The sequence below is a fragment of the Methylobacter sp. genome (genome assembly GCF_036845245.1).
GTDB lineage: Bacteria > Pseudomonadota > Gammaproteobacteria > Methylococcales > Methylomonadaceae > Methylobacter_A.
The window spans coordinates 17,096-39,886 of sequence record NZ_DAIUEH010000020.1 but is presented as its reverse complement, the minus strand read 5'-3'; the positions used below and the strand labels follow the sequence as shown (position 1 = coordinate 39,886).

Genomic DNA, 22,791 nt, shown 5'->3' with positions numbered 1-22,791 from the left:
AACATGAAAATAACTATTGTTGCAGTACTGCTGTTTAATTTATTGTTCGGCAGCTTTTTAGTACATGCCGAGGTTCTTGATACTATTGTCGCTGTGGTTGAAGATGACGTAATTCTTGAGCGTGAACTACAAAAAGAAGTAGCGGCCATTGAACAAAGAATACAGCAAAGTAACGCAGCGATTCCGCCCGCTTATATATTGCGCAAGCAGGTATTGGAGAAAATGATTGTCGATAAGCTTCAGCGGCAGTTGGCGGAAAAAGCCGGAATTACTGTCAATGAAGAACAGCTCAACAGCTCGGCTGCCGATATAGCCCGAAGAAATAATATGGATGTGGAACAATTCAGGGCGGAGTTGGAAGGGCAGGGCATTAGCTATCAAAGCTTTCTGGATAATATGCGTAATGAAATCATTATTAACCAATTACGCGGCAGAGAGATAGGCGGACGCATTAAAGTGACTGACCGGGAAGTTGAACACTACATGGAAACCCAGGATAAAATCGGCGAAGAATCTACGCAGTATCATCTGGGGCATATATTAATCGCGGTTAAAGAAGGCGCGTCATCGACAGAAATACAAAAAGCGATGAGCAAAGCCGATGATCTTGTCAAGAAACTGCGAGTAGGGCAAGACTTTTCCCAAGCAGCGATAAGCGATTCGGATGATGCAAACGCCTTAAAAGGCGGTGATCTGGGCTGGCGCACCATGAGTGAAATACCCACCTTGTTTGTTAATGAAATCAGGCTAATGAAGCAGGGCGATATATCGGACCCCATACGCAGTCCGAGCGGTTTTCATATTATTAAAATGATAGAACTGAAAGGTACCGATAATCATATGATTATCAAAACAAAGGTTCGTCATATTTTAATAAAAACCAATGAATTGGTTGATGATGCCGAGGCAAGGAAACGTTTATTGGCATTAAAAGTCCGTATTGCCGATGGCGATGATTTTGCCGCATTGGCGCGGGCGCATTCAGATGATAAAGGTTCTGCATTAAAAGGCGGTTCGCTTGATTGGGTAAGTCCTGGCGATTTAGTTAAGCCATTTGAAGAAGCAATGACGAAACTCGGTGTTAATGAAGTGAGTGAGCCTGTACAAACGCAGTTTGGCTGGCACATTATTCAGGTTTTAGGCCGGGAAAATAAGGACGATAGCAGTGAGTTTAAAAAGAACCTGGTCAGAGAGGCTATTCGCAAGCGGAAAATCGAAGAAGAAACCGAGCTTTGGGTTCGCAGGCTGCGCGATGAAGCTTTTGTAGAAATTTATCAGGATAGACTTTGAAACAGTGCGTTGCACTTAATTATTCGAGATCGAAATGATCAACAATAATAAATATGATGGTATGGATACAAGAGATACGACTCCGAGGATGGGTGAGGTAGAGCAACGCAGGGAGCAATTACCTAAAGCATCTAAAATAGGCGCTTTAGGTAATACAGGGACAATTGTCGATGGAAAGCCGTCGGAAACAGTGATAACCCAACCAAGCATTAAAATGGTGCGCTATCGGTTGGACGTAGGAAGTCAGCATCAGGTTACGTCGGAAGAGCTTAAAAAAGTATTGATTGAAGAGTCCGGCGTCGACAAAAACAATATCAACAATATTAATATTCAACGTGATTACACACTTGTCGAGTTGCCCGATGAAATGCCGCAAGACATATTTCTGCACTTAAAATCGGTAGAGATTAAACAGCGCAAGCTGGATATAAAACGGGTAAAAGCACGTAACAAAAAACGTAGCAACAACTATAGTCGACGTGGAAGACAACGTACGCCTCCATCTAACAAAGGGAGTTCTAATCAAGCCGGCGGCAGTTAACCTGATTGAGCAGGAGATAAGGATTAAACTCCAACAAAGGGATTAGTACGCATTTCCTCTCCAAAAGTGGACATTGGGCCGTGGCCGGGAATAAAGGAAAACTGTTCGCCCAAAGGCCATAGATTATTTTTGATCGAATGAATCAATGTATTGAAATCTCCTTTTGGTAAGTCGGTTCGGCCGATTGAACCTTTAAATAGTACATCGCCGACTACGGCCAGTTTGGTGTTGCGGTGAACAAAAACCACATGTCCCGGTGTATGACCCGGGCAATGAAAAATATCCAGCACTTCTTCGCCAACCTTAACGATATCGCCCTGACTTAACCAGCGTGATGGTGTAAATGAATCGCAGGCCGGGAAACGAAAAGTCCTGCATTGTTCAGGAATGGCATCAATCCAGAATTGGTCGTCTTGATGAGGTCCTATAACAGGGATGGAAAGCAGAGCCGCCAGTTCCGCAGTAGCGCCGATATGATCAAGGTGGCCGTGGGTGATGAGGATGGATTCGGGTGATGCATTTTCCCTGTCGATGGTTTTAAGAATCGTGTCAATATCACCGCCGGGGTCGACGATAGCGGCTTTGTTGGTATGTTCGCAAATTAATAATGAACAGTTCTGCTGATAAGCGGTAACGGGAATAATACAAAATCGCATAGGTAAGTGAAGACAAAATGTAAATTCTATCATCAAACTCAAAAACCACCATTAACCGTAAAGCGGATGGGCTTTACGGTGTGTTAATGACTGCTCGTTTAACTATATGACAAATATACAATATATAAATACCCCTGATCAGCTGACTCAGTTGTGTGAACAGATAAAGAAAGAATCCTGGATAGCTCTTGATACAGAGTTTTTACGGGAAAAAACGTATTACCCAAAGTTTTGCCTGCTGCAAATAGCAACGCCGGAATGGGTGGCATGTATCGACCCTATAGCATTACCCTCTTTGGATATTCTATTTGAAGTTATATACAGCCCATTAATTGTAAAAGTATTTCATTCCTGCAGGCAGGATTTGGAAATTTTTTATCAATTAACCGGGAAATTGCCGGAGCCGCTTTTTGATACCCAAATCGCTGCACCCTTACTGGGTTTTCAGGAGAATCCGGGCTATGCAATGCTGGTTTCCAGCCTGCTAAACATCAATTTAAACAAGGCGCATACCCGAGCGGATTGGAGCAAGCGGCCCCTGATCGATGCGGAAATTCAATATGCTGCGGATGACGTGATTTATTTATGCAAGATCTATCAAATGATGTTGCAGAAGCTAGCCGAACTCGGACGGGCTGAATGGTTGGAGCGTGATTTTGCCGAACTGGCAAATCCCGATCTTTATCAGGTAAAGCCTGAAAAAGCCTGGTTGAAAATTAAAGGTAAAAACAAATTGACGGGCAGGCAATTATCTATTGTTCAGGCTATAGCCGAATGGCGGGAAAAAACTGCGCAATCTGAAGATCGCCCCAAAAGCTGGTTGTTGCGTGATGAGTTGCTGTTCGATATAGCCAAGCTGCAACCGGAAACAGTGAGTGAATTAGCCAACGTTCGCGGCATTAATGAACGTGCGGTTAATCGTTATGGCGCAGAACTTTGTCAGCTGATCACTGCTGCCAAAAATCGCCCGCCGATACCGTTGAATGAAAAGGGGCGGCCGGCTAAAAAAAGTCAGCAACAGGAAGCGATACTGGATATTTTAACCGCACTGGTCAGAATTCGTGCCGAAGAAAACTCATTAAACCCAATGATTCTTGCGACACGTAAAGATTTGGAAGAGCTGTTGTTCAATGACGATGATGAGTGTCCGCTGTTGCATGGCTGGCGTTTTAAAATGGCTGGCAAGGAACTGGTCGGCCTGTTAAAAGGAGAGTTCTTGCTCGGAATTGAATCGGACAAGTTGGCAATTCTTGACAATAAGTCCTTGGCATAGTATTCCCAGCAACGACTTTATCACACCCAATTATGCATGGGACCGTTTTAGTGAGGATAGCCTTCTTTAGTCACCATTTGCCAGGTTACTGGACTCCTTATGGGCCGTTGGATGACGGCGAATAGTAAGCCCCATTAATTAATTGTTGCGTTCATTCGCCGGAAAGCGGCGTTTGATTAAGCATGGAAAAAGGATAAAGTTATGAACAAACAATGTATTTACGTGCCATTTGCCGTATTAGTTGCCAGCCTTGCGGCTTGCACTGCGACACCACAGAAAGACATTTCCGGGCTAAATTCGGGAATTAACATTGCAAATGCGGCCATTAGCAGCAGGCTATTATGCATGGGAGATGGCTGAGAAAAAACTGGAAGAAGCCAATAAATCTTTAGCTCAATGGAAAAGTGACTATTACTGGTATATCAATGACCAGCAAAAAGCCATTGATGCCGCTCAGGCAGCAGCTCAGCACCGCCATGAATCGGAAAAGGAGATGTGTCAGTGGTTAACGCAAGTTCACAGTCAAAACCATCTTCAGGACGGACCGGTTTCGGCTCAGCATACTGCCGTGTTTTTCGCGGATGGTAGCTTATAAATCCGAGGAACATGAAATTGCTATCTTAGGTACATACCTGAAAGCTCATCCAGAGGTTACCGTTGATGTCATTGCTTCTACCGATACGGGGCAGCATGGCAAGCAATCAAAGCTTATCGGACAGAAGGGCTGCTTTTGTCAGAAATATGCTGATCAAGCATGGCGCCGGTGTCGAGCAATTAAATGTCAAAGCGATGGGTGCCGCGGCAGGACCAGTCAACACCCGCAATCAGAACCATCGGGTAGTATCCATGGTTACCGTTCATCCCGCTTATTCCGATTGTCCTGATTTGAAATAATCATCATCAAAGCTTCCCTGTAGTCTCGCAATGACTACAGGGAAGCCTATTCCAGCATTTATCCCTAATAAAAACTATCAGTTGCAGCCGCCAGTTAAGAGTAAAAAATAACAGTGCGGTAATTAAAACTGACAACTATTGTAAGCTCTGTCTTCTAATATCGTGTTTTAACACGCTAAGCTGATGCTTGCAGCGCTTGGTTGTCATATAATGCGCGTTTTAGTTTTTATGATTCCATAAGGAAAGTTAATATGAAGAAAATCATTTTGTTTGTTTCAGTTTTGCTGTTCTTTTTTACTTCAATAGCCAATGCTCATGGCCCAGTGCGTCAAAAAGCCGAAGAGAAAATCACCATCGACGCGCCTGCGGCAAAAGTTTGGGACCTTATTAAGAACTATGGCGATATGTCGTGGCATCCAAGCATTATGAGCACCACAGTTAAAGGCGATAACACCAAAGGTGCGGTCCGCGTTTTGACTTTAAAAGACGGCGGCACGATTACCGAAGAGTTAAAAAAGTATGACGAAGCTAAAATGTCTTATGCTTACAAAATCACTGAAATGAGTTCATCCAAAACCATCACTCATGCCGGTGCTGAAGAAAAAGTTCCTGCGTTACCCGTAAATGATTACGCAGCAAGCATCGAGTTAGCCGATAAAGGCGGTAAGACAGAAGTTACTTGGAAAGCCGGTTACTACCGCGCTTACATGAACAACAATCCACCGGAAGAAATGAACGAAGAAGCCGCCAATACAGCAGTCAAAGCCGTATTGGAAACAGGTTTGATTAACCTGAAAAAACTGGCTGAAAAGTAAGGTTTAGCCAGTGTTCCAAGTGAACTTCCGCCGCACCAGCTCCCGGCTGGTTTGCGGCATACATACCATCCTTGGCGATCGCCACGCCAGCTCCCTGCTGGCTAGTGGCATACACGCCATCCTTGGCGATAAGGCTGTAGCGATTTTCATCGCTACAGCCTTTTTATCTACACCGCTTGCAGCCCAGCCTTTTGCTCACAGGGACGTAAGCAAGGGGCGTGAGCTGGGAGCGGCAAGCTTTGCCTACATCAGTAACCAATTGGCCGATAGCGTGTCTGTTATCGATACTGCAACGGGCAGCGTAGTCGATACCATTGCTGTTCCCGGCAAACCGGCCGGGGTTGCGGTCGCACCTGACGGCAAGCATTGTTATGTCAGTACGCCGGAGGCCAAAGGCTTTGCCGTTATCGATACACAAAAACGCGAAGTCATCGCCAATGTTGCTGTCAATGACGGCACACTGGGCATTGCCGTGAGCCCGGATAGCAAGCGGATTTATGTGGCGGACTGGTATAAAAATACCGTTTCTGCGATTGATGCAGACAGTCTACAGATCATTAAAACGATAGCTGTCGGCGAGTCGCCATCCGGTTTGGTTGTCAGCCCTGATAACCGCTGGCTATATGTCGCCAACCGGATCAGTAATTCAGTTTCCCAGATCGATTTGAAGACGTTGACCGTTAAGAAAACCGCGCAGGTTGGCAAACACCCGTTTGGGCTCACCATTGATGCCAGGGGCGAACGCCTCTATGTCGCCAACGTACAAAGCGATGATGTAACGGTTGTCGAAACAGCAAGGATGAAACCGATTGCTACGGTAAAAGTCAACATGTTGCCTTATGCAACAGCGCTGGCGCTTAACGATAGCCGCCTGTTGGTGACTAATCAGGAGGATGGTTCGGTTTCGGTTATCGATACCGAAATCCTAAAGGAAATCGCCTTGATTAAAGTGGGCGATAAACCCGAAGGCATCAGCACCCATCCTGACGACCGGCATGTCTACGTGGCTAACTGGTTTGACGGCAATGTTTCGGTCATTGATGCCAGAACCCTGAAAGTAATTGATACCATTCAAACCGGCGAAGGCAGCCGTGCATTTGGGCAATTTATAGGCAAATAATTTTTTGTAGAGGAGAGAGGGCTGACAAGTCCTTCTTCCTCAGCCTGATTATTTGAACAATCAATCCGATACAACACGCGCTACAATTCCCAATTAAATTACCCTTTAAATGCCGTTACCGAATCAACTTATCGTTTCTGTTCCTTATTTTACAGACAGTGCGGAACTCTTTTCCGTTTGTGCAGACAAGGCTTGGGCCGTTTTCCTGGATAGCGGCTTTCCCGGCAGTAATCAGGGGCGATACGATATTATCGCGGCTGAACCGGTGTGTACCTTGGTTACACATGGCGACATGACCGAGATTACCTGTAACGGCAGAACCATAAAATCGACTGAAAACCCGTTTGACCTGGTTAAACAACAGCTTCATTCATTCCCAAATGTTAATCTGGAAGCGGGTTTTGAGGATTTACCTTTTAATGGCGGAGCCATCGGCTATTTTTCTTATGATTTAGCCCGTCGGCTGGAAGCGCTGCCGACTATAGCCGAAGATGCAGAACATATTGCCGAAATGGCGATAGGGATTTATCAGTGGGCAGTCATCGTCGATCACCACCTTCAAAAAAGTTATTTGGTAGGAAATTGCGACCAACAAAAATGGCAAGCTCTAATCAAACAGTTCAGCCAATTACCGGTAACCCCGAGCTACCATGCGTTTAAGGTTGTCAGCGATATTGAATCCAACATGGACAAGGATGCCTATGTTCATGCCTTCAGCCGTATCAAACATTATTTGAAGGAAGGCGATTGCTATCAGGTGAATCTGACCCAGCGCTTCGTAGCCGACTGCGAAGGCGATCCGTGGACAGCATATCAAGTCTTGCGTAAATTAAATCCGGCCCCGTTCAGCTGTTATCTGAATTTACCTGAAGTGCATATATTAAGTTCATCCCCTGAGCGTTTTTTAAAGCTCACCGATAGAGCCGTCGAGACCAAACCTATCAAAGGAACGCGGCCAAGAAAACCCGATTACGCGGAAGACCAACAACAAATAAAAGACCTGGAAGCCAGTACCAAAGACCGGGCGGAAAATCTGATGATAGTGGATTTACTCCGCAACGACATCAGTAAAACCTGCAAGAACGGTTCAGTCAAAGTGCCGGTGCTATTCGATGTGGAAAGTTACGCCACTGTACATCATCTGGTCAGTACCGTAACCGGCATTCTGGCAGATGATCAGCATGCACTGGATTTGTTAAAAAGCTGCTTTCCGGGCGGGTCGATTACCGGTGCACCGAAGATCAGGTCGATGGAAATCATAGAGGAACTCGAACCCAATCGGCGCGGCGTTTATTGCGGGGCTATCGGCTACATCGGCTTCAATGGCAATATGGATACCAATATCGCAATCAGGACGTTGGTGCATTCGGAAAACACCATTCGTTTCTGGGCTGGCGGCGGTATCGTCAATGATTCGGTAGCAGAAGACGAATATCAGGAAAGTTTTGACAAGGCGGCGGCCATGCTCGATTTGTTGCAGCGGTTTACTGTCAGGTAATGGCCATCGACGGCATCATTATTATCAAACTGGGCGGTAGTTTGTCCCGTTCGGATACCCTTGTTGACTGCCTGAATGCGGTGGAAAAAAACCATCAGGGCAGGGCAGTGGTTATTGTCCCCGGCGGCGGCGGGTTTGCCGATCAGGTCAGGCTGGCGCAACAACACTGGCAATTTGACGATACCACCGCACATCACATGGCTCTCTTAGCCATGCAGCAAATAGCCTTGATGTTAAAGGGACTTAAACCCGATTTTGCTATCGCCGATACTGTCGCGGCGATTCACGATCAATTAAACCGGAAAAAAACCGTCATTTGGTCGCCGGATATTATTGAACTTGATAACGCAGGTATTGAGGCAAGCTGGGATATAACTTCGGATAGCCTCGCGGCATGGCTGGCCAAGACACTTTCGGCAACCGAACTGATCCTGATAAAGTCAGCCGTTATTGATAGCAGTCTTAGCCCGCGTCAACTCGCTGAACAACACATAGTCGATAAAGCCTTTTGTGATTTTGTCGCAGAAGCCGCCTTTAAAGTACACATCATTAATGCCCAAAACTATGGTGTCGGAATAACCTCAACATAAGCCGATTCCGGAAGGGATTCGCTACGTGCTCTGACGGGGCATGTCAGGTTATGCAAATCCGTTCCAGACAGATTTGTGCCGGAATCCGGAGCACGGGATGTGACAAGTCAATTAAAAGGATCTCCATGTTAAAAGCCTGCGTAAAAATAGCCGAGTGGTTTCCGTTATGGATAGTAATAGGTTGCTTGTGGGCATGGTGGCAACCCGAAGCATGGCTTTGGTTCCAGCCTTATATTACCATCGGACTGGGCGTGATCATGCTGGGAATGGGCCTGACCCTGCGGCTGGCCGATTTTTCGGAAGTATTCCGTATGCCGAAGATTATTGCCATCGGTGTTTTGGCGCAGTTTGTCATCATGCCGCTGTCGGCTTATTTTTGGGCAAAAGTGCTGGATTTGGAGACGAGCTTGGCGATAGGGCTGATCCTGGTCGGCGCCTGTCCCGGCGGCACCGCATCCAATGTGATTACTTACCTGGCTCGAGCCAATGTGGCCTTGAGCGTCCTGTTGACGATGTGTTCCACCTTCGCTGCCGTCGTGATGACGCCCTTGCTGACTCAATGGTTGGCGGGCACTTACTTGCCGGTCGATGGCTGGGGCTTGTTTCGTTCGATGGTTGTCGTGGTATTGATCCCCTTAATAGCCGGATTATTAATCAACACCGCGCTGGATCGTCTCAAGCAGCATAAACGTCACGCCGTGCGCGGCATCATCCATATGGTCGGTCCTATTGTCAGTGTTGCAGTGATTGTGCTGGTAGTGAGCAGTATTGTGGCAGGCAATAAAGCGGCGATTGGACTGGTAGGGCCAAAACTATTCTGTGCGGTTTTTTTATTTCACGCCACCGGCTTTGCGTTAGGTTACGTCGTGATGAAATGGCTGGGCTACGGCAAGGTAGAATGCCGCACCGTATCCATAGAAGTAGGCATGCAAAATAGCGGATTGGGCGCATCGTTGGCTAAAACGCATTTTGCCGATATGGCGATGGCTCCTGTTCCGGCTGCAATTTCGGCGGTATTTCATTGCTTGATCGGTAGTGCATTGGCGGGGATTTGGGGTAGAAGAAGGTAACTGTAAGCAATTGATCAGAAGTTTTTCAACATTTTTAGTTCACCACGAAGACACGAAGAAATAAAACTTCGTGTCCTTCGTGTCTTCGTGGTGAATAATTAAGGCGACCACATCAAATTCAAGCATCCGGATAAGCAAGGTCATGTGGTCGTGCCGCATCCACGTAAAGACGTGGCGTTAGGTATATTAAGAAATATTTACCGCAAGCCGGTTGGGAGTGGGAATAATGTTATATTCAGCTTATGTGCATTTGGGGGATGATAAACACGCGCATGGCGTGACCATTCCCGATTTTCCGGGTTGTTTCTCGGCGGCGGATGATTGGGATTCGTTGCCGGCTAACATTCAAGAGGCTATTGAATTGTATTGCGAAGGGGAAGATATGGAAATTCCCGTACCGACACCTCTGGAACAGTTAGTATCTCGCCCGGGATATGAAGGCGGAGCATGGCTGCTGGTGGATGTCGATGTTTCACGGTTATCAACCAAACCGGTACGAATCAATATTTCCTTGCCGGAAAATTTGGTGCAAGACATTGATCGTTATGCCAAGTCGCATCACTTGACCCGTTCCGGTTTTTTGGCGCGTGCGGCGTTGGCGGAAATACAAAAGGGAAATGTGTCGTAATTTATGTTTGTTGATTAATATACAAGGTCGGGCACGCTGCATATGCCCGACATTCCCGTGTTTCAATAGGGTGGCGGATTTCGGATTTGCCTACTGTCGATTCATCATCGGATGCCTTAATATCGGACAACGAAAAGAAGTTGCCCAACCTTGTATGAGTGTTTGCAAGACCTGACTCTGTGCTTTTTGAGTTGTCTTAATCGGATACATTAGCTCCTTAGAATCATCATATGAACAAGATTTCAGCAATAAATAAAAAATTATATCGAGCATTTCTAAGTCTGATTGGACTGACGAAGGATAAAACATCTAGAAATCTATTTCGGTTATTTCAGGTAGCTGCTTATGCAGCATCAATTGTATTCTTGATAAATCTAACGTCTCTTTGGGGCAAAGATCCAGGCTTTGGGACGTTTGGTGACTTCTTTGGAGGGGTGCTTAATCCAATTCTGACCTTCCTAACATTTATGGGATTATTGATAACAATAGTCTTACAGCAAAAAGAGCTTGCGCTTACAAGGCAAGAGCTACATACGTCTGCTTTAGCTCTTTCTCAGCAAGCAGAAACTCAGGAAAAACAACGATTTGAAGATACATTCTTTGCGTTGTTGGAACAACATAATCGATTGCTCGATAAGATCGTTGAAAATAGCGTCAGTTATGACTCGAATGGAACTCCTGGAAATACGGAGAGTATTGTAGAAAGTTTGCGGACACAGCTTATTGGTGGGATTTATTTCTCTCTCTACGAAAATAATCTAGACCTGCGAGACTCCAAAGCTAAATTGGTCACCTTCAAACCAATATTAAATCAATATTTCCGTGTGCTTTATCAGATTTTGAAGTTTATAGCTTCTAATTGTCCAGCTAGTGCAGTGAAAGGCAAATTCCATGAGTTATTTTTAACTGCGGCAGAATGCTCACAAGAGGAAAAGCTATACGCAAATATTGTTCGTTCATTTCTATCTGAGGATATTTATTATTTGCTCGCAATTAATTGTTTTTGCGAGGATCAAAATGACCATTTTATTGAATATAAACTATTGGTAGAAAGATATTCATTTTTTGAGCACATGCCCATTATTAATGTGCCTAAGACTTACAATGCCAACATTATTCAAGAAATTGTGAAGCATTATTCTAAGAGAGCCTTCGGAAAAAATACTGGAGTTGGATAGAGGTCGGACATGCTTTTTATGCCCAACTTTCTCATGTTTCAATAGGGCGGCGGATTTTATTATCGTTCCCACGCTCCGGCGTGGGAACGCAGAATGGGGCGCTCCAATGTCCTGTTCCACTAAACAATCCTGTAAAACACGGTTATGTGACCTTACCTGAGCGTTAACGTTATTCGAGTGCCTATAATTATGTGAAGTAATAGATGTGGACGTATGATAAAGACGACGCCGGAGCGTCTGAGACGGCATTCCCACGCCGGAGCGTGGGAATGATAAATCTTCAACGGGTTTGTTTTGAAATAATGGAAACGTATATGTTACTATGAGTTATCAAATCAGAGAATTGTTGCTGTCCGATGGAAAAAGCCCCTATGCGGAATGGTTCGCTTCGCTGGATGCTTTGGCCGCTGCCAAGGTTCGGGTAGCTGCCGCTCGTATGGAGCAGGGCAACCTGTCCAACGTGGAGTGGTTTCGGGGCATTGGCGAATACAAAATCGACTGGGGCCCAGGTTATCGCATCTATCTGGCGAAGGATGGTTTGAAGATCATCATATTGCTGGGTGGTGGGAGCAAGAAGCGGCAGCAGCAAGACATTGATCAGGCTGTCGCCCTCTGGGAAGACTATAAACGGCGCAAGTTACAAACGCCAAAAAGGTAGGTGAACTATGGCACTGACTCGTGATTTCAAAGAAACTGTTGCCGCACGTGTGCAGACAGACCCGGCTTTTGCGCAAGCACTATTGGATGAGGCTGTGGCTCTGTTTTTCAATGGTGAGCCGGATACAGCCAAATTGATCCTGCGTGACCTGGTGAATGCCACTATGGGTTTTGAATCACTGGCGAAAGACATTCACAAACCGGCCAAGAGCTTGCACAGGATGCTTTCCAAGTCCGGCAATCCGACGATGAATAACATCTCTGCGATTTTTGTCGCTATTAAGCATGCGCTTAAGGTGGAAATTCATACCTCCGTGGTCAATGTTTGATTTCATCGTTTCCACGCTCGGGCATGGAAACGATAAATAGGTATGGCCGGTCTCACTATTCAAAGAACCGCTTCAAATACACCCCCGTATGCGAAGCCTCATTCTCGGAAACCTGCTTAGGCGTACCCTCAGCAACCAACGTACCACCACCATCGCCGCCTTCCGGCCCCATGTCGATGATCCAATCCGCAGTTTTGATCACGTCCAGGTTATGTTCGATGACGATCACGGTATTGCCGTGATCGCGCAGGGTATGCAGCACGGTCAGCAATTGCTTGATGTCGTGGAAATGCAGGCCGGTGGTCGGCTCATCCAGTATGTACAAGGTTTTGCCGGTATCGCGTTTGGACAATTCTTTGGCGAGTTTGACCCGTTGCGCTTCGCCGCCGGACAGGGTGGTCGCGTTCTGTCCCAGAGTGATATAGCTTAAGCCGACTTCGACCAAAGTCTGTAGTTTACGGGCCAGCACCGGCACCGGGCTGAAAAACTCGGCCGCATCTTCCACGGTCATGTCCAGCACCTGATTGATGGTTTTGCCTTTATAGCGTATCTCCAGCGTTTCGCGGTTATAGCGTTTGCCGCCGCAACTGTCGCAATGGACGAAAATATCCGGCAAAAAATGCATTTCAACTTTGATTACGCCATCGCCTCTGCAGGCTTCGCAGCGACCGCCTTTGACGTTAAAGCTGAACCGGCCTGGGGAATAACCGCGTGATCTTGCTTCAGGTGTCGCCGAAAATAATTCGCGTATCGGCGTGAATAAACCGGTATAGGTCGCCGGATTCGATCTGGGTGTGCGGCCGATCGGGCTTTGGTCTATATCGACGACTTTATCGAAATGCTCCAGGCCTTCGATCGCATCGCAGGGCGCTGGAATAACTCCGGCACGGTTGATTAATCGTGCCGCATGGCAGTACAAAGTATCGTTTACCAGCGTCGATTTACCGGAACCGGAGACGCCGGTGATACAGGTCAGCAAGCCGATTGGGAATGAAATGTCGACATTTTTCAGGTTATTGCCGTGCGCATTACGGATTATTATCTGCTTGTCTTTATCGACAGGCGTTAGTTTTTCCGGAATGGTAATGCCGATTTTTCCCGATAAATACTGCCCGGTTAACGAGTCCGGGTTGTTGATAATATCTTGCAGCGTGCCTTGCGCAATGATCTGCCCGCCATGCACGCCGGCGCCGGGGCCTATATCGACAATATGCTGCGCCGAACGGATCGCATCTTCGTCATGCTCGACTACGATAACGGTATTGCCCAAATCGCGCAGACGGAACAAGGTGTTCAGCAAGCGCTGGTTGTCGCGTTGATGCAGGCCTATCGACGGTTCATCCAGCACATACATCACGCCGACCAAGCCTGCGCCGATTTGGCTGGCAAGCCGGATGCGTTGCGCTTCGCCGCCGGACAGCGTGTCCGCGCTACGATCCAGCGTTAAATAATCGAGGCCGACATTGACCAGGAATTCCAAGCGTTCCTGAATTTCCTTGATGATTTTTACCGCAACTTCGCCGCGTCTACCGGTCAAGTGAAGATGCGCAAAAAAGTCTAATGATTTACGGATCGGGAAGCGGGTCAGGTGGTGTAGCGGCAAATCTTCAATAAATACGTTTCTGGCCGACACATTAAGCCTTGCGCCCTCGCAAACGTTACAGGGTTTTTGGGATAAATATTTAGCCAACTCGTCGCGCACCATTTGTGAGTCGGTTTCATGGTAACGCCGATCCATATTGGCGATGATGCCTTCAAAGCTATGCCGCCGCTTTTTGACCGATCCGGTTCCGGCCATGAATTTGAATTCAATAGCTTCGCGACCGCTACCGTAAAGAATAATGTCCTGGATTTCTTTGGACAATTCCGAATACGGCACTTCCGGGTCGAAGTGATAGTGATTGGCCAACGAACAGATGATTTGATAATAATAGGCATTGCGACGGTCCCAGCCGCGAATCGCGCCGCCGGCAAGACTGATGTCGGGGTTATGGATAATCAGCTCGGGATCGAAATGCTGGCGCACACCCAAACCGTCGCAACTGCTGCACGCACCTTTGGGGTTGTTGAACGAGAAGATGCGCGGCTCCAGTTCGGACAGCGAGTAGCCGCAATGAGGGCAGGCGTAGCGCTCGGAAAACATCAGCTCCGTCGCATCGTCAATGCAGGCGGCGATTGCGATGCCGTCGGCAATACGCAGAGCGGTCTCGAAAGATTCGGATAAGCGCAAGGCGATGTCGTCGCGAATCTTGAAACGGTCGACGATGACTTCGATGGTATGTTTCTTTTTTAAATCCAGTACCGGCGGCTCGTCCAGGTCGTACACCGTGCCGTCGATCCGGGCTCGGATGAAGCCTTGGGCGCGCAGGTCGTCTAGCAACTGGATATGCTCGCCCTTTCGGTCGTTGACGACCGGCGCCAGCAGCATCCAGCGCTGATCCTGAGGCTGCGACAGCACATGATCGACCATCTGGCTGACGGTTTGCGCTTCCAGTGAAACCTGATGTTCAGGGCAACGCGGCGTACCGGCGCGGGCATAGAGCAGCCGTAAATAATCGTAGATTTCGGTGATGGTGCCGACGGTGGAGCGCGGATTGTGCGAAGTGGATTTTTGTTCGATTGAAATAGCCGGGGACAAGCCTTCGATATGATCGACATCAGGCTTTTCCATCATCGACAAAAACTGGCGAGCATAGGTGGAAAGCGATTCTACATAGCGCCGCTGGCCTTCCGCGTAAATGGTGTCGAAGGCCAACGAGGATTTGCCCGAACCGGACAGCCCGGTGATGATGATAAGTTGATCTCTGGGCAGGTCAAGGTCGATATTTTTCAGGTTATGCGTTCTAGCGCCACGAATGCTGATCGTATCCATTAAATAATTCCGGCAATATAAACAACCGTATAATATACGAGCAAAGCCTTATTAACACAAACGGCGCAAGCCAAGTCGACTTTAAATCATGATCATCAATGCATTAAATTCATTCGTTTTTAAATATATCCGGTTTATCGAGATGCTCGGCGTGTTGATGCGGATTTTCAGTTTTTCGCTAGTCAGTTGGATGGGGCCGGAAAGCCCGTTTATGTTCGTCTGGGCCTTTAACACCACGGATGCAGTGATACTTTCCTGGTGTTCGATACTTAAGAAAGACAGCGCCTATACCTTGCTGAACGTGTTCTGGATTATGGTCGGCGTTGTCGGCATGTTCCGGGCCAGCCACTTTTCAATCATTGAGCTTAAATCCGCCTGGCAGGATTTTCTAACGCAAATTATAGCGCTGTTTAGTTAAACAGCCCATCAAGCACAAATGAGCAAGTTCAATAAATAAAGCTTGTTATAATGGACGCTATTAAATTCATAGCGAAAGACCTGCGAGGTTTTTAAAACCTCACAGGTCTTCTTCAACAAAGGGAGGGTTGATGTATACAGCCTATCAAACCGGTTACTTTGCGCATTGGTTATCATTGGAGGGTAAGGCTGAAAAATCTCTGACTCAAACTATTGCAAGTGCCAAAGTTGACATGAATCCGCATCAAGTTGAGGCCGCACTGTTCGCATTGGCATCCCCTCTTTCTAACGGCGTTATCCTCGCCGACGAAGTGGGCTTGGGTAAAACTATCGAAGCCAGTTTAGTGCTTGCTCAAAAATGGGCGGAACGTAAGCGCAAGCTGCTGTTGATTGTTCCTGCCACTTTACGCAAGCAGTGGAGTCAAGAGCTGGAAGAAAAATTCTCCCTGCCTTCCAGTATTCTCGAAGCCAAAAATTTTAACGCGCTACTCAAATCAGGAGTGAACAATCCTTTTGATAGCGAGGGAAAATCAGTGGTGATATGTTCCTACGAATTTGCGGCCCGCAAAGATCTTGAATTAGCAAGAGTTCTTTGGGATATGGTAGTGCTGGATGAAGCGCACAAACTGCGCAATATCTACAAGACCGACGGAGCGAAGACAGCTAAAAAGTTGGAGTTCGCTCTAAAAGGTCGTTCTAAAGTTATGTTATCTGCGACCCCCTTGCAGAATAACCTGCAAGAACTTTACGGACTGACATCCATTATCGACCCGCATTTCTTTGGCGATCTTGAATCATTCAAAGCTCGCTACTGCCGCCCCAAACTGGATGAGGCCGAGTTTGCCCTGTTGCGTTCACGGTTAAAAAAAATTTGCAGTCGTACCCTGCGCAGGCAGGTTCAACAGGAAGGCGGGATCAAATTTACCAAGCGCTACTCATTGACGGAAGATTTCCGGCCCGGACAGGAAGAGTTAAATCTTTACAGCGAAGTATCGAGCTATCTACAGCAAGATGATTTGTTAGCGATTAAGCCGGGTGCCCGTCATTTGGTGACTTTAGTTATCCGTAAAATTCTGGCTTCTTCCGCCTACGCTATTCAAGGCACATTGGCAACGATGATTGATAGGCTGGAAAAAAAACTGCCATTAATCGATGCACTGCAAGATTACGAAGCAATGGATGATCTGGTAGATACTAATGATATTTCAGATGATGACCTTACTGATGCCAAAGCCCTGCAAGCGGAAATCGATAAGCTTAAGAATTTTAAACAACTTGCCGGCGCTATTACCCAGAACTCAAAGTTTGATGCCTTGTTAAGGGTTTTAGGCAAAGCGTTCGATTTTACGGAGCGACTGGGCGGGGCACGTAAAGCCGTTATTTTTACCGAGTCTGTACGTACCCAAGCGTGGCTCTGCGAGCATTTGAGCGAGCGAGGTTACCGTGATCAACTGGTATTGCTTAACGGCAGTAACAGCGATGCAGCCTCAAAGCAAATCTATCAGGCTTGGCTGAAAAAGCATCATGGCTCATCGCGAGTTTCAGGTTCCAAAAGTTCTGATATGAAAGCCGCATTGGTTGATAAATTTCGTGATGATGCCGGCATCATGATTTGCACCGAAGCCGGAGCCGAAGGTATTAACTTGCAGTTCTGCTCATTAATCATTAATTACGACTTACCTTGGAACCCGCAACGCGTAGAGCAGCGGATTGGTCGCGTACACCGTTATGGGCAGAAACACGATGTCGTCGTCGTCAATTTTATTAACAAAGGCAACCGCGCCGATGAGCGCGTGTTTGAGCTGTTAAGCCAGAAGTTTAAATTGTTTGAAGGTGTATTCGGGGCCTCGGACGAGATTCTGGGTTCTATTGAGTCAGGCATGGATATTGAACGACGTATCCACGACATCTACCAGAAATGCAGGAATGACGAACAGATTGAGGAGGAGTTTAACCGGCTGCAAGCCGAGTTTCAGACTGACTTGGAAGCACGTTCACAAGATACTCGCCGCTCATTGCTTGAAAACTTTGATGTCGATGTTGTTAAGCGGCTTAATTTACGTCGCGATAAAACTTTACAACATCTTAGCGATTACCAGCAACGATTGCTGCAACTGGCCCGTATGTCGGTACCGGAAGCGCAATTTAACGAGCATCGTTTTTTTTATACCTCGCCGGATAGCAATGAGGGCATTTGGTATGACGTTAATTGGCAAAACGCCGACGATTTCGACGCTCAATTCTTCCGCCCCAATGAAGGTTTAGGCAAGGACTTAATCGACCATGCAAAAGCTGAATTAGCAGCACTAAATTCTACCGCTACTCCCGTAAAACTGGTCTTTGAATATAATGCTCAAGGCAACGGGCAATATTCTGATTTAAAAGCATTGATCGGCCAATCCGGCGAGCTCGTGTTGGAAAAAATGATTCTAAAAACAGCGAATCAAACCATCGAGCATTTATTGCCGGCGGCCTGCACCACAACAGGTGAAATACTACATCCCGATACCATTGATCGACTGCTGGAATTGCCGGTTCAAGATAATGCTTGCGAGGTAAGAGAAAACTCGCAGGTCTTAACAGCATTACTCGATAACCAACTCAAGGCGCTTGAAGCTGACTGCGTGAATGCCGCGGCAAAAGATAACGAACATTACTACGACGAAGAAACCGAGAAACTGGACCGCTGGGCGGAAGATCGGCGCATCGCTTTGGATATTCGTATTAAACAGCTCGATCAGGAGATCAAGGAAGCGCGTAAAGCATCCAGACAACTGCCCACGCTTAAGGAGAAAATGGATGCGAAAAAAGTCCTCAAACAACGGGAGCGTGAACGCGACAATCTAATGCTCGACTACCACGAAGAGAAGAAAAAAATCGAAGCCGAGGAAGACCGATTATTAGCCGAGATTGAAGCAGCCCTGGAAATGAGTCAACACAGAGAACGTCTATTTGCCATCCGTTGGCAATTAGTGGGGAAAACATCATGATCAATACCACCGAACTGGTTCGTGAACTGATCTATCAAATCCGCTTGGGAGAAGATTCAAGCTATGAGTTCAAGAGTCTGGTTATTAAAGGGAAGAAGGTCGAAAGCCCCCAACGTGACAGCATTGCCGATGAATTGGCGGCATTTGCCAACAGCAGCGGCGGAATTCTGGTACTGGGCGTCAATGACAAAACCCGTGCAGTCGAAGGTATTGCACAAGAGCACCTGGATACGGTTGAGCAATGGTTGACAAACCTGGCTCAAGCCGTCAATCCGCCGGTACTGATTGAAACCCGGCTGGTTGAGATTCCCGATCATCAGGGCAATCCCAAACCCTTGGTATGGGTGAAAATCCCCAAAAGCCTGTTCGTGCATCGCAGTCCGAACGGTTATTACCATCGTGTCGGATCAACCAAACGCGAAATGCCGCCGGAATTATTGGCCCGAATGTTCCAACAGCGCAGTATGGTGCGCTTGATCCGTTTCGATGAACAAATTGTGCCGAATGCCGCACTCGACGCTATCGATCACGCGCTGAAAATACGTTTCCTGCGTGGCGACCTGCCGGAACGGATGCAGTTGAAAAAACTTTATCTGGTTGCTGACAATGAAGAGCAGCAAGCCCGCCTGACCGTAACCGGCGTATTGCTCCTGACTGCCCGGCCGACTGATTTCCTGTCTTCGGCTTATGTGCAATGTGTCGCTTACAGCGGCACTGATCGCAATGCCGAATATCAGCTGGATGCCCAGGATTGCGATGGCCCGGTCGATAGCCAGATTCAACAGGCTTTCAACTTCGTTAAACGCAACATGAAGGTAGAGGCGGTCAAACGTCCGGGGCGCATCGATATTCCTCAATTCGATCTGGGGGCGGTGTACGAAGCCATCGTCAACGCCGTGGCGCACCGGGATTACGCGATGCACGGCAGTCGTATCCGTTTGCATTTATTCAGTGATCGCCTGGAATTGAGCACGCCGGGCGGCCTGCCCAACAGCCTCACGGTAGACAGCATCGATGCCAACAGCATCACCCGCAATGAAACGCTGGTTAACCTGCTGAGCCGTTACTTTCCTGCCGATCCGGCCAGCAAACGGCAGAATATGATTGAACGGCGCGGCGAAGGCGTACCGACCATTCTTGCGGCCAGCGAGCGGCTATCAACCCGCCGTCCGCTTTATGAACAGACTGATAACACAGAACTGAAATTGACTATCTATGCCGCCAGCCGTGAAATGAACGGATTAGTGGTACAGTTTGATGTTGGATAAGGTAAACGTAATGGCAGAAACACCCATGAATGCACTTATCCTAAAACCAATTTTTAACCCCGGAGTCTTTATGAACGCCATTGAACTAGATGCAATTGTCCATGATGGCAAAGTCATTGTCAGTATTCCCGAAGCTTATCGCGAGCAATGGAATGACAAAGCGGTACGTGTGATTATCCTGGCTTCGGATGAATCTGCCGCTAAGCCTAAGACATCGCTACTGTCTACATTAAAACAAATCAAAATTTCAGGGTCGACAGATTTTTCGGAAAAATCCGGGGAAGAAGACCTACGAGGTTTTTAAAACCTCGTAGGTCTTGATAATCCAAGAAAAATTTATGCAAAAAATGACTCCACTCACGCCTAGTTATTACTACCATATCTATAATCGGGGCAATAACCGCGGGCCGATTTTTTTTAGCGACGACAATTACCGCTATTTCCTCAAAGGTTACGCTGAATATATAGCTCCATATATAGCTCCCGTTGCGGATACGTGTGCGTATTGTTTGTTACCGAACCATTTTCATATTCTTGTTCAAATCAATGAACAAAAGGAAGAAGTCACTCAGCCGCCATCGCAACAGTTCGCCAATTTTTTCAATAGTTATACCAAAAGCATCAACAAAGCCTACCAGCGTACCGGCAGTTTGTTTGAAAAACGCTTTGGCCGCATCCTGATTGAATCTAACGAACAGTTGCTATGGCTGGTCGTGTATATTCACCGCAACCCGCAAAAGCATGGCTTGGTGACGGATTTCAGGAATTACCGCTATTCATCCTATCAAACCCTTTTGAAGGCTGGTAATGCCTCGGCAGCAAATGCTCAAAGAATTGCTACAAAAATTAAGACTGACTCCGTATTGTCATGGTTTGGTGGAGTATCACCCTTTGTACATGCCCATGAATTTGGCCCTGAAAAAGACCTACGAGGTTTTCAAAACCTCGTAGGTCTTGATGACCCTGTGTAATCGGATAAACATAATGAGCAAAAAACAAAAACTGGAATTGACCTGGATTGGTAAAGATAAACGTCCTCGTCTGGAGCCGCGTATTCTGCTTGAGGACAAGTCACTGTCTTATCGCGCCACGGAAAAAGACCTGCGAGGTTCAGAAGAAGACCTACCCTCAGAAGACCTACGAGGTTTTGAAAACCTCGTAGGTCTTAGTCATCTCGACAATCTGCTGATTCACGGCGACAACCTGCTGGCGTTGAAGGCGTTGGAACAGCAGTATGCAGGCAAAGTGAAGTGCGTGTTTATCGATCCGCCGTACAACACCGGCAGCGCGTTTACCCATTATGACGATGGCGTGGAGCATTCGCTGTGGTTGTCGTTGATGCGGGATCGTCTGGAAGCGATTCGGACGCTGTTAGCCGAGGATGGTTCGCTGTGGATTACCATTGATGACAATGAAGCGCATTATTTGAAGGTGTTGTGTGATGAGATTTTCGGTAGACAGAACTTTATCTCAAATACGATATGGCAAAAAAAATATGCTCCATCGAATGATGCTAAGTCTCTAAGTGAAGATCACGACCACATTTTAATTTATGCAAAAAACAAATCTCTATGGATACCAAACCGATTAAAGCGAGACTTAAGTTCAAATAACTCTTATAAAAATCCAGATAATGACCCGAGAGGGCTTTGGCGTGCGGATAACTACAAATGTAATAAAAATTCTACAGAACGTCCCAATTTATATTATTCAATTATTCAACCGACCACTGGCGAAGAAATATGGCCTCTTAAAACAGCGGTGTGGCGATACAACGTAGAAACCCATAAACGCCATATTGCAGAAAATCTAATTTGGTGGGGTAAAGATGGCAAAAATGGTACACCCGCATTTAAACGATTTCTATCAACTGTTGATGAAGCGTCGATGCCACAATCCGTATGGCTATGGCAAGATGTTGGTCATAATCAAGATGCCAAAAGAGAGGTACAAAAACTTAATCCTGACTCACCATTCTCAACACCTAAACCAGAGAAATTAATTGAAAGAATATTAACAATCGCCAGCAATCCCAACGACCTCGTCCTCGACTCCTTCGCCGGTTCCGGTACCACCGGCGCAGTCGCCCACAAAATGGGTCGCCGCTGGATTATGGTTGAGCTGGGTAACCACTGCGAAACCCATATCGTGCCGCGCCTGAAGAAAGTCATAACTGGCGAAGACCAAGGCGGCATAAGCAAAGCCGTCAACTGGCAAGGCGGCGGCGGTTTCCGCTATTTCCGATTGGCTCCTTCTCTGCTGAAAAAAGATACTTGGGGCAACTGGATTATCAACAAAGCCTACAATGCCGAAATGCTCAGTGAGGCCATGTGCAAACACATGGGTTTTCAGTATGCTCCCAGCCAAGCGCATTTTTGGATGCACGGCCACAGCACCGAAACCGATTTTATCTACGTCACTACCGGCAGTCTGAGTCACGATCAGCTTAAAGTTATTAGCGACGAGGTAGGCAGCAATCGCACCTTGCTGATTTGCTGCAAGGCGTTTATGGCTGAAACAAGCGCATTTGCCAATCTGACGCTAAAAAAGATTCCGCAAGTGATATTGCACAAATGCGAGTGGGATCACGACGATTACAGTTTCAGCCTGAATGTATTAGCGGATGATGACGATAGTGAGACCTACGAGGTTTTAAAAACCTCGCAGGTCTTAGATAACGAAGAAGAATAAACCAGGAAAAGGAC

23 protein-coding genes are annotated in these 22,791 nt (G+C 47.0%); 21 read left to right on the top strand and 2 right to left on the bottom strand.

Annotation, left to right across the window (positions count from 1 at the left end; translation table 11 throughout):
- Nucleotides 1-3 precede the first annotated feature (3 nt).
- Nucleotides 4-1,290: a peptidylprolyl isomerase gene (locus V7051_RS10435; protein ID WP_333874911.1), complete on the top strand. Its 1,287-nt coding sequence runs from the start codon at nucleotides 4-6 to the stop codon at nucleotides 1,288-1,290.
- A gap of 34 nt (nucleotides 1,291-1,324) precedes the next feature.
- A complete protein-coding gene (locus V7051_RS10430) occupies nucleotides 1,325-1,831 on the top strand; it encodes a DbpA RNA binding domain-containing protein (protein WP_333874912.1) in 507 nt (168 codons plus the stop codon).
- Between the two features lie 23 nt (nucleotides 1,832-1,854).
- Here the strand turns inward: V7051_RS10430 and V7051_RS10425 are convergent, their stop codons facing one another.
- The gene (locus V7051_RS10425) at nucleotides 1,855-2,487 is read right to left on the bottom strand and encodes an MBL fold metallo-hydrolase (RefSeq protein WP_333874913.1); all 633 of its coding nucleotides are present in this window, start codon (nucleotides 2,485-2,487) and stop codon (nucleotides 1,855-1,857) included.
- A 106-nt stretch (nucleotides 2,488-2,593) separates the two neighbouring features.
- Here V7051_RS10425 and rnd point away from each other — a divergent pair, with 106 nt between their 5' ends.
- The 13 genes from rnd to V7051_RS10365 all read left to right on the top strand — a co-directional run bounded on the left by rnd (nucleotide 2,594) and on the right by V7051_RS10365 (nucleotide 12,539).
- Nucleotides 2,594-3,760, top strand: a complete 1,167-nt coding sequence (gene rnd / locus V7051_RS10420; protein WP_333874914.1) for a ribonuclease D — start codon at nucleotides 2,594-2,596, stop codon at nucleotides 3,758-3,760.
- A gap of 316 nt (nucleotides 3,761-4,076) precedes the next feature.
- Nucleotides 4,077-4,355 carry a hypothetical protein gene (locus V7051_RS10415; RefSeq protein ID WP_333874915.1) on the top strand — a complete coding sequence of 93 codons (279 nt, stop codon included), beginning with the start codon at nucleotides 4,077-4,079 and terminating at the stop codon, nucleotides 4,353-4,355.
- Between the two features lie 65 nt (nucleotides 4,356-4,420).
- Nucleotides 4,421-4,654, top strand: a complete 234-nt coding sequence (locus tag V7051_RS10410; protein ID WP_333874916.1) for an OmpA family protein — start codon at nucleotides 4,421-4,423, stop codon at nucleotides 4,652-4,654.
- 251 nt (nucleotides 4,655-4,905) lie between these two features.
- On the top strand, nucleotides 4,906-5,469 hold the full coding sequence (locus tag V7051_RS10405; protein WP_333874917.1) for an SRPBCC family protein: 564 nt from the start codon (nucleotides 4,906-4,908) through the stop codon (nucleotides 5,467-5,469).
- A gap of 10 nt (nucleotides 5,470-5,479) precedes the next feature.
- A complete protein-coding gene (locus V7051_RS10400; RefSeq protein ID WP_333874918.1) occupies nucleotides 5,480-6,589 on the top strand; it encodes a YncE family protein in 1,110 nt (369 codons plus the stop codon).
- Between the two features lie 109 nt (nucleotides 6,590-6,698).
- Nucleotides 6,699-8,087 (top strand): aminodeoxychorismate synthase component I, encoded by a 1,389-nt coding sequence (gene pabB / locus V7051_RS10395; protein WP_333874919.1) that lies wholly within the window; start codon nucleotides 6,699-6,701, stop codon nucleotides 8,085-8,087.
- Complete coding sequence (locus tag V7051_RS10390; RefSeq protein ID WP_333874920.1) at nucleotides 8,087-8,677, top strand: amino acid kinase family protein; 591 nt, start codon at nucleotides 8,087-8,089, stop codon at nucleotides 8,675-8,677. Before pabB ends, V7051_RS10390 begins: the two co-directional genes overlap by 1 nt.
- 125 nt (nucleotides 8,678-8,802) lie before the next feature.
- Nucleotides 8,803-9,747: a bile acid:sodium symporter family protein gene (locus V7051_RS10385; RefSeq protein WP_333874921.1), complete on the top strand. Its 945-nt coding sequence runs from the start codon at nucleotides 8,803-8,805 to the stop codon at nucleotides 9,745-9,747.
- A gap of 144 nt (nucleotides 9,748-9,891) precedes the next feature.
- Complete coding sequence (locus V7051_RS24670) at nucleotides 9,892-10,008, top strand: hypothetical protein (RefSeq protein WP_442919728.1); 117 nt, start codon at nucleotides 9,892-9,894, stop codon at nucleotides 10,006-10,008.
- A complete protein-coding gene (locus V7051_RS10380) occupies nucleotides 9,974-10,375 on the top strand; it encodes a type II toxin-antitoxin system HicB family antitoxin (protein WP_333874922.1) in 402 nt (133 codons plus the stop codon). Before V7051_RS24670 ends, V7051_RS10380 begins: the two co-directional genes overlap by 35 nt.
- A gap of 230 nt (nucleotides 10,376-10,605) precedes the next feature.
- Nucleotides 10,606-11,553 carry a putative phage abortive infection protein gene (locus tag V7051_RS10375; protein WP_333874923.1) on the top strand — a complete coding sequence of 316 codons (948 nt, stop codon included), beginning with the start codon at nucleotides 10,606-10,608 and terminating at the stop codon, nucleotides 11,551-11,553.
- A 322-nt stretch (nucleotides 11,554-11,875) separates the two neighbouring features.
- Nucleotides 11,876-12,211 (top strand): type II toxin-antitoxin system RelE/ParE family toxin, encoded by a 336-nt coding sequence (locus V7051_RS10370; protein ID WP_333874924.1) that lies wholly within the window; start codon nucleotides 11,876-11,878, stop codon nucleotides 12,209-12,211.
- A 7-nt stretch (nucleotides 12,212-12,218) separates the two neighbouring features.
- Nucleotides 12,219-12,539 (top strand): helix-turn-helix domain-containing transcriptional regulator, encoded by a 321-nt coding sequence (locus V7051_RS10365; protein ID WP_333874925.1) that lies wholly within the window; start codon nucleotides 12,219-12,221, stop codon nucleotides 12,537-12,539.
- A 55-nt stretch (nucleotides 12,540-12,594) separates the two neighbouring features.
- Here V7051_RS10365 and uvrA read toward each other — a convergent pair whose 3' ends face one another.
- Nucleotides 12,595-15,411, bottom strand: coding sequence for an excinuclease ABC subunit UvrA (uvrA, locus tag V7051_RS10360; protein ID WP_333874926.1), 2,817 nt, complete (start codon nucleotides 15,409-15,411; stop codon nucleotides 12,595-12,597).
- Nucleotides 15,412-15,499: 88 nt separating this feature from the next.
- Here uvrA and V7051_RS10355 point away from each other — a divergent pair, with 88 nt between their 5' ends.
- The 6 genes from V7051_RS10355 (at nucleotide 15,500) to V7051_RS10330 (ending at nucleotide 22,777) form a co-directional block, all read left to right on the top strand.
- The gene (locus tag V7051_RS10355) at nucleotides 15,500-15,829 is read left to right on the top strand and encodes a hypothetical protein (RefSeq protein ID WP_333874927.1); all 330 of its coding nucleotides are present in this window, start codon (nucleotides 15,500-15,502) and stop codon (nucleotides 15,827-15,829) included.
- Between the two features lie 130 nt (nucleotides 15,830-15,959).
- Nucleotides 15,960-18,818 (top strand): SNF2-related protein, encoded by a 2,859-nt coding sequence (locus V7051_RS10350; RefSeq protein ID WP_333874928.1) that lies wholly within the window; start codon nucleotides 15,960-15,962, stop codon nucleotides 18,816-18,818.
- Nucleotides 18,815-20,086, top strand: a complete 1,272-nt coding sequence (locus tag V7051_RS10345) for an RNA-binding domain-containing protein (RefSeq protein WP_333874929.1) — start codon at nucleotides 18,815-18,817, stop codon at nucleotides 20,084-20,086. The genes V7051_RS10350 and V7051_RS10345 overlap by 4 nt, the downstream gene beginning before the upstream one ends.
- A gap of 10 nt (nucleotides 20,087-20,096) precedes the next feature.
- Nucleotides 20,097-20,390, top strand: coding sequence for a hypothetical protein (locus tag V7051_RS10340; RefSeq protein ID WP_333874930.1), 294 nt, complete (start codon nucleotides 20,097-20,099; stop codon nucleotides 20,388-20,390).
- A gap of 34 nt (nucleotides 20,391-20,424) precedes the next feature.
- Entirely contained in the window at nucleotides 20,425-21,057 is a 633-nt protein-coding gene (locus V7051_RS10335) for a hypothetical protein (protein WP_333874931.1), read from the top strand.
- A 13-nt stretch (nucleotides 21,058-21,070) separates the two neighbouring features.
- Nucleotides 21,071-22,777: a site-specific DNA-methyltransferase gene (locus V7051_RS10330; RefSeq protein ID WP_333874932.1), complete on the top strand. Its 1,707-nt coding sequence runs from the start codon at nucleotides 21,071-21,073 to the stop codon at nucleotides 22,775-22,777.
- Nucleotides 22,778-22,791 lie beyond the last annotated feature (14 nt).